Source organism: Mycoplasmopsis bovirhinis (assembly GCF_900660515.1).
Taxonomy (GTDB): domain Bacteria; phylum Bacillota_I; class Bacilli_A; order Mycoplasmatales; family Metamycoplasmataceae; genus Mycoplasmopsis; species Mycoplasmopsis bovirhinis.
This window is the reverse complement of the sequence record NZ_LR214972.1, coordinates 747170-764223: the sequence shown is the minus strand read 5'-3', so window position 1 is coordinate 764223 and position 17054 is coordinate 747170. Positions and strand designations below refer to the sequence as shown.

The following is a 17054-nucleotide window of genomic DNA, read 5'->3' as shown; positions in this document are numbered from 1 at the left end:
TATGGAAGATTAGCTCAGCTGGGAGAGCGTCGCCCTTACAAGGCGAATGTCATGGGTTCGAGTCCCTTATCTTCCACCATGCCGTCTTAGCTCAGTTGGTAGAGCAACTGACTTGTAATCAGTAGGTCGTAGGTTCGAGTCCTATAGACGGCACCAAAGATCAAATTAGCACGAATGGTGAAATTGGCAGACACGCTAGATTTAGGCTCTAGTACTTTCGGGTATGAGGGTTCAAGTCCCTCTTCGTGCACCACTTTTTTTAATTTTTATTTTTTATATTTTTATATGTTTTAATAAGTAGTTCGTTTTAATTAACGAATATTATCATTGAATTTGTTTAATCATAGAACATGTTATTATAACTTATTTTATATCTCTCTCTCTTTCAATTTATAGAAATACAATGTTTTAATTTCATGATCTCCTTTAAAGTTTTTTAATTAATTTTTTGTTTTTATTTTTTATATTTTTTTATCACAATACATATACACACACATTTTTTTACAAATTCAATAAATAATAATTAAACCAGCAACTATTCTATTGCTGGTTTTCTCCTTTTTTGTTATTTTAAATTTCCCCTCAAGTCTTTCTTTCGTTTTCACTTGGGGGTTCATTTTTTTATTTAAAAACCTAGGCCTTTAGCCCGGGTTTTTTAATCTCTTGAACGAATCAATAATAAGCGCACTACTACATACAATAAGTGGAAGTAGTTATTTAATAATTCAGTAGTTCAAAAAATTGCATTAAGCACTAATTTATTATTAGCAAACATTTCAGCTTGACGAATTTGTCTAAAGGCAAAAAGGCTATTAATTGTAAAAATTGCTCCTTGAATTAGTAAAACTCAAAAATATGCGCGGTAGGCAAAAATTGAGATAATTGCCATAATAATAAATGCTACTAATAAAAGGCTCATTACAATAGATAATTTATGCATTGAAATATCAAAAAATGATAAAACAGCCGCAATTGCCATAATTAAAATTGGCGCAAGCATAATTAAAAATAATGAGCTTGGGCTAAAGCTAGCAACATCTTTCACTAATAAAAGATGAAATAATCCACTAAAAAGCATTGCCCAGAAAATAATACTTAAAAAAAGTCGTATACTGCTTCAAGCGTATGAACGCTTAGAAGACATAAACCATTGGATCATTGAAATTACAAAAATTCCAAGTGATCCAATGGTTAAAAATAAAATTAGTTGGTTTCCATTACCATTTACAATGATTCGCATAAAGATTGTTAATAGTCCGCTAAAAACTAACATCCCTAAAGCAAAACCAATGAAAATAATACCTCAAAATAAATTTCGGTCTCAAGTGAGACTATCCTTATATTTGTAATTTGTTATCATTATCTCATTATTATACACAATTATTATAAAATATGATAATGATAATTTTCTTTTAACAATTAACAATAATTTGGTAAAATAAATAAAATTATTTGAAGGAGTTTAATTAATGTCAAACCAAAATAGTACATGTACTTGCAAACCATTTTTTGGATGTGTTTGTAACCAAGAAGTTCCAGCTAAAGTAATCGAAATTATTAATGCCTTTGGTGGAATTCATAATATTAATGCATTTAGTAATTCAGTTTCTGAATTACGTTATGATGTTAAAGATCTTACTAAAGTTTCAAGCCAAAATTTAAAAGCTTTAGGAGCTTCAAGAGTTGAAGTTTTTGAAGCAACAAAACATATTCAAGCTGACTTTGGCAGTGTTACAGAGGAATTGAATTTTGAAATACGTAAATATGCTCAAATTTTAGTTAAACAAGAGCCAAAAGATACAAATACTCGTGGAAAGTTAAATAATGCTCAAAACAGCATAAAAACAGCTAATTTAGAGCACTTAAATGTCTTAGCTCCTGTTTCAGGAGAAATATTACCCTTAACTTCATTAAATGATGGAATTTTTTCTGAAGGATTAGTAGGAGCAGGATTAGTTATTAAACTAAAAGAAAATTCTGGTAAACTTAAGCTTGTTGCACCTTTTGATGGTAAAATAACCATGCTCCCAGCAAGTAAAAACCAATTCTTGTTTACTAATTCACATGGAGTTGAATTAGTAATTGTCATTGGCTTAGATAGTTATAAACTAAATGGAATTGGAATTAATTTGCTTGCCCATGTTAATAGTGAAGTTGCAGCAGGACAAAACTTATTTGAATTAGATTTAGATCAATTTGCTAATGAGAAAATTGATACTAGAATTATCATTTGCACTTCATATTCTTCAAGTTTAACTAAGATTGTAAACCAAGCAACTGAAGCAAAAACTGGATCAAGTTTATTTGATTTAGTATAAAAATTTAATGTAAAAAAGATTTTTAGAGTTGTTAAACTGCTAAGAATCTTTTTTATCTTGCTAATTTTAAATATATATTTCTAAGGAGATTAAGTAATATGAAAAAAAATGCCCATATTATTGTTTTAATTAATGGAAAAAGACGTAGTGGCAAAGGATTATTAACTAATGCCATTAAAGATTTATGCATGAAAAGTTATGGTGAGCATATTTATATTTTATCATTTGCACAACCTATAAAAGATATCACACAACCCATACTAACAGAATTAAGATGAGATGGACAAAATAAAGAGGTCGTAAGACCTTTATGAATTGCTATGGGCGAAGTAGGTAGAAACATTGATAATAATATTTGATGTGGAAAAGTCTTTGAAAAAATCAAAGACACCATCAATACACTCAAAAGCCAAAATAAAAATAGTTTATATTTAATTGATGATTTGCGTTTCCCTAATGAATTAGATTATTTTATTAAAAACGTAAAATTATTAAATGAAAATTCTGACGATAATACAATTATTAAAGTTGTTTCAATTAGAATTGAAAAATTCATGGATGCTGAAAAATTTGTACCTGGAGTTGATGATAATTCAACAGAAATTAGTTTTGACAAACTAACATTTGCTTTTGACCATATTGTGCCTCAAGACACTTTAATTGACCGCAACTGATCAGCTAATTTTATGGCTGTAGATGTTATAGCTAAAAGTATTGTAGAAAACTTTATTAAAAACAATGGAAAAAGTAAATCGTAAATATTATAATAACCTTCATTATACAATTGACTGAGAAAACTCAGTCATTTGTCTTAAGGATGAATTTTATAATGAGTTGAAAACCTTTGATAAATGAAAAGGTTTTAAGAAAATAGGCGGTAGCTCGGTAGGCGACATTTTAATTAAAGGTGATATCTTTAAAAGCGATTTTAAAGCCTATTGCCACATCACCAGAATTAAAATGCCAGTTTTAAGTAAAAAATATATTAATGCTGGGGTTATTTTAGAACCTAAGATCTTTGAGGTATTACGTAACCAATATAAAGATTTAGAGATTCAAAACTTTGTGGCTAGCGAAGTAAATTATGATTATTTTGAAGGAATTGATCAAGTTATTAGTGGGGTTCCTGATGGTTATATTCCAAAATTGCAAACAATTTTGGAAATCAAAACAGCAGGCGAAAAGAAATATGATTTATGAGCTAATAATGGTATTGACCCTTCATACCGTAAACAAGCACAATTATATGCTTATTTAATGAGTAAAAAATTAAATCAACAAATTACTAAATATGCTATTGTTGCAGCTTTTTTAAAAGAAGATTTAACTAAGCATATTAATGATTATTTAAATCCACAAGATGTTGATTTAAACCAACGAAAAATAAAAGTATATCCATTTCATGTTAACCAAAACGAAGTTTTGGATGATATTAGTTATGTAAAAAATTGATACCAAAAATACACGAATCAAAAAACCTCACCGAAATTTAACAGCTCAATTCATAGCGATGATTTAGAATATTTGGCTTGTTCTAGTCCTGAGGAATGAATTAAACTTTTAGATAAATGAAAAAGTTTGAAAAAAGCTGATATAGATGTTAAACCTTAAAATTCTTTAAATACCTTGAAGGATTTTAAAATATGAAAAAAACTAGGTTTTATACCTAGTTTTTTGTTATTATGGGTTAGTTGAAGATTGATTTGTAGTAGTTTGAGCACTTTGAGCATTAGTTGCAATTGGCGGTTCATTATTTTTTTTAAGTGTACCGTCAATTGTTCCTTTGGCTGTATTAGCAAGAGTTTCAATTAATTTATCAAATTTTTCTTTTGATAGCAATTTAACAAACTCATCTAATAACTCAACAGATTTTATCTGTGAGTTCATAATTTCTTGATAAATACTATTATACATAAAACTATTAACAGTTAATCCAGAAACTGGATCATGGGTAATATCAAATCCATATTTTTCTTTAGCAAGTTTAATAACTTCTTGGTAGTATTTAGCTTTTTTATTTGAACCATCTGCAGCATTAGAATCTATTTCGTTAATCTTAGTTTTTAAAGTTGTTTCAAAGTTTTCTACTTGTGTTTTATATTCTTTGAACTTTTGTTTTACTTCTGTAATTTTATTATTTAATGTTTCTTGAGTATTTACTTCCATTAATTTTTCAGTAACATATTGATTTTTAATTACAAAAAATTCATTAATTAAAGTATTTAAATTTACTTCAGTATATGAACCTTTATCTGTAACATTAGCTACATTAAGGTTCATATGAGTTGTAGTAAGTTTAGGGGTTGAATCATTTGTTTTAGTAATTTCAAAGAATTTAGCTTTGGTATCTTGTGGCACTTGATCCCACCAAGTTTTAAACCTTGTAAATCTTTCTTTTAAAATAGCAAATTTAGGTTCAGTTAAACTTGTTTCTAATGAGCTAATTTCATCATTAAATCTTCTTAAAGCACCGTTTTTATCATAAATACTATTAGCAAATAAATTATATGCTCCTAGTTCTGCGTTTTGGTTATTAGTGTTAGCATTTGAATATTTGCTATCGCTAATAACATCATTTGCTTTAACATGTTTAGTCGCAGCAGTGTCGGTAGTTTTATCATTAAAAGTAGTATGAACTGTTTGATCTGATTTAGTATATGTTTCATCAGAAACTAAATTAAGGAAGTGTTTTGCAACAATGTCTTTAGTAGCTGGGTCATAAATATTAATTACAAATGAAGCATGGGTAATAGCAGCGCCAGTAGCAGAACGTTTTAAAGCTAAAGTATGAATATCATAATAAATATAAGGTTCATTAAAGTTAGCTGGCTGGGTATTAGTATTTGAAGTAGTTTGACTTTGAGTTGCTGAGCTAGTAGTAGTGCTAGAAACAGGAACTTGATTAAAGGTTAATTTAATTTTCCTTAAAATTTCATTAACATCAGTAATATTGTTAAATGCACTAGAATCTACCTTATAAGTCTTATAGAACGAAGCAATAGCATTATTAGTTCCTAAGGCTGTATAAGTGGTTCTATCTGGATTTAGATTTGTTGTAGCGCTAGATTCATTTCAAGAATTATATTCTTGAAGTGGACTAGAACTACTTGGCTCTGCATTACTTGTTTGTGTAGTAGTTGATTTATTAGTTACTAATAATGAATTAAGCAAGTAATCTTTGTGAGCAGCTGAAAGAGGCTCACCAATAATTTGGGTTTTATAAATTTCTTGATCATTATATTTAACAGTAAAGTTATAATCTTTAGTTAAAATATTATCTTTATGTTTATCAATTGAACTTCATTCCATTCAATCTTTAATATATTGTTGGTTTTTATCTACTGAGAATAACTTAACATCAGTGAAACCAATGATACGTTTTTTACCATCAGTAGTAGTAGAAGATATTCAAGTTAATTTAATATATTTAGCATCAACTGGCCGGAATTTTATATTAACTTTAACAACACTTCCATTAGCATGATCCCTACTAATACCAGAATTTTGTCTTTGTTTAGAAAGAGAAACAATACCATTATTTCATTCATTAGTAGTGTAATTGAATCAATCTCAAGGGTGTTTATGACTTTGATCGTCAACATCTCTTCACTGCTTACCATCTTTAGAATATTGAATAATAATAGCAGCAGGGAATGTTTCTATATTACCTCCCATGTTAGAGAAGTTTCTAACTCTTAACCTTAGTTCAATTTGACCATATGTTTTTTCGCTTTCAGCTGTTTTTTCAGCAAAAGTAATAAAGTTATAAGGACTATGATCATCTTGACCTCAAGCACCTCAAGAATCCCAACGTGAAGCTTCTAAGTGATCATTATCAAGTAATTTGTGGAAGTTTTCTCTACCATAAGTAGTTGAATATTGTTCAACTACCTTTAACCCTACTTGGTTATACACATTACCTGTATTTGTAGTAGTATTGTTGTTATTATTTGATTGAATACTTGTTGGCTCGGTGCCATTAAGTCTATATCCCACAATTGAAAGATTATCATCAACAATATTTCCATTAGAATCTTTAATACGGTAATGTCATAAACCTTCCTTAACAGGTGCAGTCAAGGTATTAAATTTATGACTACTATCATCCCTATTTTGAGAATCTTGTTTAAAGGTCCATGTACTTTCTTGATCAGGTGTTTGGGTTCATTCAAAGTATCCAAGTTTTGGTGGAGTTGGTAATAATTGCGAGATATAACGGTTATGACCATTTAAAGTAGCATAATATCTTCTTCTTGTTGAATTAGGTAAATTTTCTGTTTCTGTTATACCTGGATGAGTAAATTCTGAAACACTTTTACCAAATTCTTTAGGTTTCATTACTTTATCATATTCAGTAATTTTTTGTTCTGCTTCAGTTTTTTCAGCAGTTAACTGCACGCTTGATCAATATTTAACGTTAGCATTAGTGTCTCTAACAAGTTTATCATACTCAGTTTTATGAGTTGAATGATACTGCACCATTTGCTTAACTTCATCATCAACTAAAGTATCATTAGTTAAATCAGCAATGATTGGATAATGACTTTCAACATAAGTATTTAATTCACTACGTTTAGTAGCAACAGCTTGTATTTCTGTTTCAAGCTTTTGTTTTTCAGCTAAAAGCTTAGTTTCATTTGATAAAGCTTCTTTATTTACTTCGTTACCTGTAGTTACATTATTAACATAAGCATTTTTTCATGTTGTAGCTACTTCATTAGCTTCGTGCATTTGGGTATTAGCAATATTGTTAATTTCATTATAGATAGCTAATAATTTATTGTATTCAGTTTCTAAATTATTAACTCTTGTTTCTAAGGTATTTGCAATATTTAGTTCATTTAAATTAGCTATTGGATTAGCTACTAAAATTTCATTACTTGAATGTAATTTATTAGTATATTCTTGGTGTTTAGTAGTAGCTTGCTCAATTCTAGTTTTGTAAGCTTGTACACTAGCAATTCTAGCTTGAATTTTATCAACACTATTTAATTCTGAACTAGTAACACGAGCCGAATTGAAATCAGTAATTAAATCACGATTTTCTTTTAGTAAAGTATCGTTAGTATAACTTGTTAAAGTAGCATCTTTTAACAAGTTATCTAATTCTGTAGCTTTAGCTTCTAAAGCTGCGCGATGCTCTTTATAAAATTTAACAATGGCAGTTAAACCTTTAGTATCATCTCCAATATTAGCTAAGTTTCATTGGGTGTCTTCTTTACTACGAGCATAAACAGCTGATTCACTATCATATGGGAAAGTATATCCACCACTTGGTATCTTAGGTAAAATTGCATTAAATTCATTAATAAGATTATCCAAATTACTACGTTCAGTAGTAATTTGATTGATTAAGCCATCAATTTTTTCAATACTATTAATGCTTTCTTCATTTAAATCATTAAGTTTAGGTTCTAAACCTTTACGAGTATCATTTTCTGCTCCAAGTTTAGTAGTTAAATCAAGTCTTAATTGATCTTTTTTAGCAGTTCAATCTCTAATAAAGGTTTCAAGCTCAGTTTCAATAGCTTGAATATGGTCTAAAGTTCTAGTTTGATTAATATCTTGTAATTTTGCTTTAAGAGCATTTAAAGCATCATTATTATTTGGCACATTAGCAAACTTGTCTAAAACTTCTTGTTTTCTGACATTAAATTGATCAAGAATTTGATCAATTTCACGTTCTAATTCTTCTAGTTTAAGAACGCTTTGGGTTTTATCATGTTTGTTGTTGTTTAAGATATCTAAATATTGTTGTCTTTGAGTTTCATCATAAATATTTGCAACTTTAGCTTTAATTTCATTAATCTTACTATCAAGAGTTGCTCTTTTATCTTTAGCTCTTTGGATTAATTCATCAAGTTTTTCAACAGTTGATGAATTATCTAAATCATTAAAGTTAGTTGAGTCATTAAAGTAAGGGCTAAATTCAGTGTAAGTTTCACTTGGGTTAGCAAAGTTAGCTTCTACGTAAGTTTTAAGCTCGCCACCTTTTGCTTGCAAGTTAGTTTGAATTTGTTTTACTTCATCAATTAAATTTTGAATTGCAGCTTCAGAATTTTTAGCAGGGTTTTTAAAGTCTAAGTTCTTGATTTCTAAAACCCTAGGGTTAAGTTTATGAGCTTTAGCAATTTCTTGTTCAAGTTCTTGATTCTTAGCATAAAGTTTTTGTAATTCAGCATCAATTTCAGCTATCTTAGCAGAAATTTTGTCTACAGAATTTAAGTCATCTGAATTAGAGTTAATTAAAGCATTAATTTGAGCAGCTAAAGCATGATCATTTGGTAAGTCAAGTAATTTATTTCTAAGTTCAGTTAATTTAGCATCATGAGCATTTTTAGCTTGAACTAAAGTATCATAAATTGCTCTTATTTTGTCAACAGAATTTACTGATTCAGCAGTTTTATCATTAATTGCATTTAAAGCTGTACTTTTAGCCTCAGCATTATATACTCAATTATTTGCAAAATCAGTGATTTTTGCAAATTCAGCATCTAATAAGGCTTGCTCAGCTAAAGCTTCTTGGGTTTTAGTTTCGTAGAATGATTTGTTTAAAGAATCTGAGCCAGAATTATTATTAATACTTGGAGTAAGAGTAGTTCTTACACTATTATTTGTAGGTAATTTTTCAACAGTAGTTTTGAAGGTTTCGATAGTATTATTTAAATCTGTGTATTTATCTTTAAGTAATTGTAAGTTAGTATCAGATTTAATATTATTAAAAGTTAATTCTTTTTCTACTTCGCTTTGTCTTGATTGAATATGACTTACAGTAGGCAAGTAAGTATTTTTAAATTCATCAACTCTAGTTTTAACAGTTTCCAAAGTAGTTGTATAAGCCTTAATTGCATTACCACCAGCAGGATAAATTTCATTATCTCTTTGGTTTTCAAATCCGCTTCTCGCGGCTTCTGGTAAAGCTTGAATTAATTTATCAATTTTGGCTTTTTCTTCAGTTAAAATACGTTCAGCTTCTTCGGCTTTTTGTTTAATTTGGTCTATATCTCTAGTGTTATAAATCTCTTGAGTTAACTTATCTTTATCTGCGTCTCAAAGTTTATTAATTTCAACTAAAGCTTGAGCTCTTGCTGTTTTAACTTCATTATCAACTACTTGCTCTTTAACACGTTTTTTAATCTCATTAATTTGAGCAACGCTAGTTGCTAATGCAAGCTCTTGCTCAAATTGAGTTCTTTCATTAGCTGGTAATTTATTAATTTCTAATTCAACTTGTTCTCTAGCTTGTTGTTTAATCTTAGTTTCTAAAGTATTTAGTTTGGTTCAAGTATCTGCATCATTTAATTCAGTTTGTAAGGCTGCTTTATCATCTAGTTCTAATTGTTCTAATTCAGCAGTTACTAAAGCTTTTTTATCTTCATAAAGTTTCGTTGCTTGAGTAACTACATCATTATGAATTGATTCAAGTTCTGAATCTTTAGCTTTTTGTAATAAAGTTTGGTATTCAGGAGCATTTTCAATTTTGGCTAAAGCATCTGTTGATTTTTTCTTGTATTCAGTTTTCAAATTATTAAGCTCAGTAATAACTGAATTATAATCTGTATCTGAAGAAGTATCACTTACTTTATCTAATAACTCATTGTATTTAACTTGAGAAGTTCCATCTTTATCAATAGAATTTTCTAATAATGCTCTTGCATTAGCTTGTAAGTTAACTAAGTAGTTTTGAGCATCTTGTTTTAAATTATTTAAAGCATTTAATTCAGGTAATTGATCATAGTTAATAGTTATTTTAGTTTGATTAAATTCATTTGATTTATTTGTTTCTTGAACTCTAGCAAGCAATGCATCAATTTCTTGTTTTAAAGCTTCTTTTTGGCTTGTATAATCAGCAATTGCATTAGCAATTTCTGAATCTAATCTTGCTAAAGCAGCTACTTTATTATCTAATTGATTTGGATCATCTGTTGTAGCAAAAGTATTTTGTAATTGTGATGAATATTGATTTTTTAAACTTTCAGGAAGTTTATTAATTTCTTCAAGTAAACGCTTTTGATTACTTGAAGCTTGTTTTGATTTAAGAGCAAAGTCTAAATCAGCAATTGTTGCATTTTCTGCATTCATTTTGGTATCAAAACCAGAATTATCAAAATTATCTTGTGGTGTTAATGTGTTATATTGTGCAAGAACTTTCGCTTTATGATCATTAAATGCTTGGCTATATTCACTTATTAAAGCATCTAATTCAGCTTCACTAAGATTTGGATTATATTTAGCTGCTAAAGTAGCATAATCTGGATGACCAGAAAGTTTATTTAAAGCATTATTAGCTGCTTGTTGTTTATTGCTAATGATTTTTTGCATATCTTCAAGCAATTTATCAACTCCTGCTTTAGTAGTTGCAGCTTGAATTTTAGCTTTTCACTGTGCAACATCATTTAATTTATTAGCATAATCATTAGCTTGTTGTTTTTTAGCTGATAATTCATCTGCTTCTTGAGCTTTATATTCATCTATTTGAGTTTCAAGCTGATTTAAGTCATTTAAATCAGATGCATTTGTAATAGCTTGTTCAAATTCAGATTTCTTTTCAGTGCTTTCAATATTGGCTATTTTATTTCTTAGATTTGTTTTCTGTTTTTCAACTAAAATTTTGTTTTCTACTTCCAATAACTTAGCAAATGAAGTAGCGGTATTTTCAGCTAAAGCAGCAGTTAATTCTTGTTTTTGTGCTTCAGTTATTAATGGATCATTTAATGAATCTAATAAAGCTTGACGTTTAGTATTAAATTTAGTTTTTGCATCATTTAAAACATTTTGCACATCAGCATATGATCCTTTGCTATCAACTAAGGAAATTAGTTGATCTTTTTCTGGATGAGCTTCTAAAAGACTTTGAATCTGTGCCTGAGCATCTGTTTTATGTTTTGCAAGTTTAGTATCAATTTCAGTATCTAAAGCAGCAAAATCTTCAAATTTAGCTACAGCATTAATTTTAGTTTCTAAATCTTTTGCTTCTTCAGGGTTTAAGGTGTCTTTTTTAGCAAATAATCTAAGCTTTTCAGCTTCAAATGAATTTTTATCACTTTCAAGATCAGCTTCTAAACGAGCTTTTAATTCAACTAATTGATCAACTAGATTATTTGATCAATTAGTTACAGGGGTTGTTGCAGATACTAAAGTATCAATTTGAGCTTGGTAATCTGCTTTTTTCTTATCTCCATCTTGTTTAAAGCCATCTAATTTAGATACTAAATCATTTCTTAAGGTTTGCAGAGCAGTTGAATATTGGTTAATTAATTCATTAGCTGATCCAGATTCAAAGTTTTGTGATTCAACAGCAGTTTTTTGAGCTGCAACATCTACACCGTCTCAAACCTTAGCTAGCTGCTCAGTAATTTGAGCTTTAGTTTCATTAAAGGCATTTTGAATATCTTGTTCTAATTGAGCATATTCAGCTTCAGTAAGCGTTGCTTTATTTTGTTCTAAATTAGTTTTAATTTGGTTGTAATTTCTACTTAAAGCATTAGAGTTTGTTACAACACCAGTAGGTTGTTCTAACTTTTTAAGTTTTTCTACTAATTCAGAATTTTTGTCATTTAAAACTTTTTCTAATTCTGATTTTAAAGCTTCAACTTCACTCTTTTGATTAGATTGAAGTTTTTGCTCATATTCAGCACGTTTTGGATTATCAGGGCTAATTCTATCTAAAACTTGTTGCGCTTCTATTCTAGCTGCTTCTAATTCACCTTTATCTTTTTTAATTTGTTCATTAATTTTGCTTTGAAGGTTTGTTACACTTTCACCTCTTTGCGTTAAAGCAGCTATTTCCTGTCTTAAAGCTTCTTTTGCACTTTGGTCAAGTACATTTTCAAGTAAGTTAGTTAAACTTTCTTTGTCTTGTTCTAATTTAACTTGTTCTTTAAGTTCATTTAAATCTTTAATTGTAGCTTTGTTAGCTAATGCTGTTTCAAATTCAGCTCTTTTAGCTGAATCTTTAATTTTAGCTATTTCGCTATTAACATTATCTTTAACTGAGTCAAAAGCTGCGCTAGCTTGTGCAATAATTTCATCAAGTTTGCTTTCTTGCTTTTGATCTCCTAAAGCTTGTTGCATTGAGGCTTTTAAGTCTTTATCACCTTCAAGTTTATTAATTGCATTTTGAGCATCATTACGTTTATTATTAATATATTGATCAATTCTAGTTTGCAGCGGTGCAACATCATTTTTATCTCTAATATTATCAAGTTCAGCTTGCAATTGTGCTTTTAATTCAGTATTAACATTAATATTTTTAAGTAAATCGTTAACTGGTGATTTTTGAGCTTCTAATTCTTTATTATAAGTTTCTTTAGCTGCAACTTCTTGCTTAACTACTTGAAGATCTTCAAGAGAGCTAGCGCCATTTATTTTAGTAATAAAATCTTCAACTTGATCTGGATATGTTGCATTTGCTCTAATTTTAGCAATTTCAACTTCTTTAGCCTCTTGTAAAGTAACTTGTGGAGCTAATGAAGCTACTTGAGTTAATGAAGTAGCATTAACTAAACGTTCTCTTAAAGCGGCTTTTTGAGTTTCATTTTCTAATGCATTAATTCTTGCTTCCAAAGATGCTTTAACACTAGCTAATTCTTGGTTAACTTCATTAATAAAATTATCAAGTTCAGCTTGAGATGAAGTATTAGATAAAGTGGCTAGTTTATTTTCATATGATTCTTGTAATGGCGAACCATTAACAATGCTTAAAGCTCTTTGAGCTTGTTTATATATATTATCTAATTCAGCTTTATTAGCCTGATCTAAAGTTTTTAAATCCGCTAAAGTTCCAGCAGCATTAATAGCTCTTTCTTTTTCAGCTGGGTCATTAAATTTAGCAGCAAATGATTTTGCATCATTTTTAGCTTGAGCTAAAGTATTAAATAATTCATTTTCAATTGAGTTAAATTCACTTACATTAGAAGCATTATTAACTTGAGCTAATAATTGATGTTTGTAGTTTTCTACTTCTGGGGTATTTAAAATGTTATTAATATTATTAATAAGTTTATCTTTAGTAGCTTGAATAATATTATTAACTTCTGCTAATTTTTGTTCAAGCTCTGCTTCAGTTTCAATTGCTGCTTGCTGTGCCTTATACTCAGCTTGTTGCTCAGGAGCAAGTTTACTAATAGCATCAGATAAATTATTATTTAAATTATCTAAAACATCTTGACCTTGTTGTGTAAATTTTTCTAAATCAACAAAAGTTGAAGCATTGTTTAATGCATTTTCTAATTCTTCACGTAGTGGGTTATCAATTTTTAATTTAGCTAAGGTGTTTAATCCTTGGCGACGAGCATCTTGCAAGTTAGATTCTTGCAATGCTAAATAATTATTTACATTGTTTAATAAATTATCAATTGAACTAATTGAATGAGGATTAGTTAATTCACTTTCATATAATTTGAGAATGGCTGGATCTTGAATTCTGCTAATTTTTTCAGTAATTGAAGCTTTAATATCAGCTACGTAACTTGATTCTTGAGCTACTTTATTTTTAACTTCAGCTAATAAAGCATCAACTGCTGCCTTTTCTTGAGTTGTTGAGAGTTTTTTAAGATACTCATTAACTAAAACTTGATCATTTAATTTTTCTAGTTCGTTAGCTGCTTCTTTTTTAACATCTTGCAATTGTGAAGATTGCTCAATATTTGAACTAATAGCAGCTATTTCATTAAGATTTTTAACTCCATCAACTAATAATGCTAATCCTTTTTTATTAGGATTATCATGATCTAAGTCATAAATTTTCTTTAATAAATCATTTTTAGCATTAGTTAATTCTTGGTTTAATTCACTTAATTTATTTTGAATTTCTCCTGGATTTAATGAATTAATATCTAGGTTTTTGTCTTTATGAGTTTCAGGTAAAGCTGCTATTAAAGCAGATAAATCAGCTCTATTTTTTTCTAATGTTTCTTTAGCTTTAGCAATATTATTTTTAGTATTAGTAATATTATCAACTAATGAAGGATTTAAATAATCACTAATTAAATCAAAGTTTATTTTGGCAGGAGTATTTAAATCATTGATTAAATCATTAGCTCCCCCTAATAATTCACTTAATTCTGTTTTTAAAGCAGAATTTTCTTCAAAAGCTTGATTTAAAGCTGGAGTTAATTGAGCATAAATTGTTTCTAATTCAGCTTTAGTTGCATTTGGATCTAATAATTTAGCTTTAATATTTTCATAATCAGGAATAATTGTTGAAGCATTTTCTTGAGCTAGTCTTAAAACACTTGCAATTTGATTACGAAGTGGTGTTTTATTTTGTAATTCGTCAATTAAATTATCTATTGTAGCATCATTAATTGGCTCAGTAGTCAATTGTAATTTTTGCTCATTTGATAATTTGAAGCCTAAATCTTTAACAATTGCATCAATTGCTTCTTTTTTCTTGTCACTTGGAATTGAAGAATTTGTTTTAAGTGTATTTAAAGCGCCAAGAAGAATATCCCTGGTTTCACTTGGTGATTTTTTGTCTCTTTGAGCTTTGTAATCATTAACAATTGATTCAAGGCCTTGTATTTTTCCTAAAGCTTCAACTAAGTTTTCGTTGTCTTCTAAATTACGGTTTAAATTATTAAATTGCGCAATAGCTAAGAATTTTTCTGTATCAGATTTTTCTAAGTCAGCTAAAAGTTGGGCTTTTTCTTTGTAATCAGGAATTGTCAATGCACCATCAGATAAATTAGCAAATTTTGCTTTATTAACTTCATTTTGAAGTTCTTTTAATTTAGCTTGTGATTGAGCTAATTTTTCTTCGTATGGTAAATCATCATTTTTGCTTAAACCTTTAATTTCCTCACTTAAAGCTTTAATTGCATCATTTTCTTTAACATTAGCAAGTTGATTTGCTAATTTAGAATCAATGATTGAATTTAAAGCATCTTTTTTAAGTTCTTGAAGTTTAGATAAAATTTCTTGCTCTGAAGAATTTAATGGAAGTGTAGCATCAAAATTATCAATTCATTTTGTTTTAAATTCAGGATTATTTAATAAGTCTGAATTAGCTTTAGCATATTTTAAAACTGCATCACGTTCTTGCCGAAGCATGTCATTAATAGTGTTTAATGCTTGGGTGTAAGCATCAACATTATCTTTAGCAATAACATCTTTTAAAATATCGTTTTTTAGTTTTGAATTATCTGCTAATTTAGCAACAGCTTTATCAAATTCCTTTTTGGAATTATCATAAACTTTAAAAGCTTCATCTTGAAGTTTTCTTACTTCTTCAGTCGAAGTTAAATCATTCATTTTTGATTTAAGCTGTGTTTTTAATGGTTCATTAATTAATTCAAGTAATCGAGCAGAATTATCTTTAGTTCTTTGTAATTTCACCTGATCAATAACTTGTTTTCTAAGTGAATTTAGATCAGCATTTGAATTAGTTTTTTCCAGTTCTGCTAAAAGTTTTGTTTTAGTAGCTTGATCTAAAGTAGAAGTATCAATAATATTATTAATTTCATCTTTTTTAAATTTAGAAAGTGCGTTTTCTCCTGAATTATCAACTAAATATTATTCATATTGATTTTTTAATTCTTCAACTTTTTTAAGAAAATCATCTGCATTTGTATTATTTTTAAGCTCATCAAGCTTTGCTTTTAAAGCTGGATCCTTGACCTCTTTGTCTAAGAAATCAAGTTGTTTAAGAAATGATTCTTTAACATCAACGTAATCCTCTTGTACTTGTTCTTTAACTTGAGCAAGTAAATTAGGTAATGCTTGAATATTAGCATTTTTAATTCGTTCGATGAATTTATGTCTCTGAATTGGATTTTCAATTTGATCAGCTAAAGTTAATGCATCATTGTATTGTTCTAATTGAGCTTTAAGTGCACGTTTATTAGCTAAACTAATAGCTGAATCAAATTCATCTTGATACTTTTCTCTATTAGTTTCACCTATTTTTTCTAAAACAGTAGTATTAAAAGCATCAAGGCTAGTTCTAGCATTTGATTCTTTAGTTAATGCTTCTTGAATTAAAGTAGTTGCTTTAATTAAGTCTTCATGAGTAATCTCTTTGCTTTGTGTTTGATCATCTGAATTAAAGATCTTAGATAAACTAGTTAATTGATTAGCTTCTTCAACATCTTTAGCTTTTATTAAAGCTTCTTTATTAGCTTTAATTAAATTGCGTTTTTTAATATTCGAAGCAAAGTCTTCTTCTTTACCAAGTTGAGGTAAATATTTTTCATTAAGTTTTCCCTCTGTTTCTTTAGTAATTTTGTCAATAGAATCCTTAGTTTCATTATATGCATACTTATTTAAAGTAGCATTAATTTCTTGCAATTTTGTTATTTCTTTCGTAGATAAAATTCCAGCAAAGTTAATTCCTTCAGTCTCAATAGCTTGACCTAAAACAAGTTTGTCTTCTTCTGATAATAAGGCGATTTTGTCTTTGATCATCTTTTGAAGATTATCAAAGGTAGTTGTATTTTCATTGTGTTTTTTTACGGTAGTATAAGCTAATACTCCACTAGTTGCAGCTGCTGTAGATAAAAAAACTGCACCACCAAGAATAATGGCTTTTTTCTTTGATTTCTTTTTGTTAGTCGCTTCTGACATAATTTAAATTCCTTTCTAATGCTATATATATATATATAGAAATATATGTATAAATTATATACTTTTATTTTAAAAGTGAAATAAAAAACACCCATTTTTATAGTTAACCTCTAAGTTTTACCAACTAATTTGGTATAACTTATGGCTTTGACTATATTTTTTTGGTGTTTT

6 protein-coding genes and 3 tRNA genes are annotated in these 17054 nt (G+C 28.5%); 6 read left to right on the top strand and 3 right to left on the bottom strand.

All coding sequences use genetic code 4. From position 1 onward, the window contains the following. Nucleotides 1-3 precede the first annotated feature (3 nt). From EXC44_RS03205 to EXC44_RS03195, 3 genes are all read left to right on the top strand, one after another. Nucleotides 4-79, top strand: a tRNA-Val gene (locus EXC44_RS03205). 1 nt (nucleotide 80) lies between these two features. Continuing rightward, nucleotides 81-156, top strand: a tRNA-Thr gene (locus EXC44_RS03200). Nucleotides 157-168: 12 nt separating this feature from the next. Beyond that, nucleotides 169-253: transfer RNA gene (locus EXC44_RS03195), tRNA-Leu, on the top strand. Between the two features lie 402 nt (nucleotides 254-655). Here the strand turns inward: EXC44_RS03195 and EXC44_RS03190 are convergent. Continuing rightward, nucleotides 656-1360 carry a hypothetical protein gene (locus EXC44_RS03190; protein WP_120160291.1) on the bottom strand — a complete coding sequence of 235 codons (705 nt, stop codon included), beginning with the start codon at nucleotides 1358-1360 and terminating at the stop codon, nucleotides 656-658. Between the two features lie 109 nt (nucleotides 1361-1469). Here EXC44_RS03190 and EXC44_RS03185 point away from each other — a divergent pair, with 109 nt between their 5' ends. The 3 genes from EXC44_RS03185 to EXC44_RS03175 all read left to right on the top strand — a co-directional run bounded on the left by EXC44_RS03185 (nucleotide 1470) and on the right by EXC44_RS03175 (nucleotide 3929). Then, nucleotides 1470-2318, top strand: a complete 849-nt coding sequence (locus EXC44_RS03185) for a PTS glucose transporter subunit IIA (RefSeq protein ID WP_129621807.1) — start codon at nucleotides 1470-1472, stop codon at nucleotides 2316-2318. A gap of 98 nt (nucleotides 2319-2416) precedes the next feature. Continuing rightward, entirely contained in the window at nucleotides 2417-3076 is a 660-nt protein-coding gene (locus EXC44_RS03180) for a hypothetical protein (RefSeq protein ID WP_129621806.1), read from the top strand. Then, nucleotides 3057-3929 carry an MAGa7180 family putative nuclease gene (locus EXC44_RS03175; RefSeq protein ID WP_129621805.1) on the top strand — a complete coding sequence of 291 codons (873 nt, stop codon included), beginning with the start codon at nucleotides 3057-3059 and terminating at the stop codon, nucleotides 3927-3929. Before EXC44_RS03180 ends, EXC44_RS03175 begins: the two co-directional genes overlap by 20 nt. A gap of 69 nt (nucleotides 3930-3998) precedes the next feature. Here the strand turns inward: EXC44_RS03175 and EXC44_RS03170 are convergent, their stop codons facing one another. Then, entirely contained in the window at nucleotides 3999-15656 is an 11658-nt protein-coding gene (locus tag EXC44_RS03170; RefSeq protein ID WP_129621804.1) for a hypothetical protein, read from the bottom strand. Between the two features lie 177 nt (nucleotides 15657-15833). After that, the gene (locus EXC44_RS03165; protein WP_129621803.1) at nucleotides 15834-16883 is read right to left on the bottom strand and encodes a hypothetical protein; all 1050 of its coding nucleotides are present in this window, start codon (nucleotides 16881-16883) and stop codon (nucleotides 15834-15836) included. Between the last annotated feature and the right edge of the window lie 171 nt (nucleotides 16884-17054).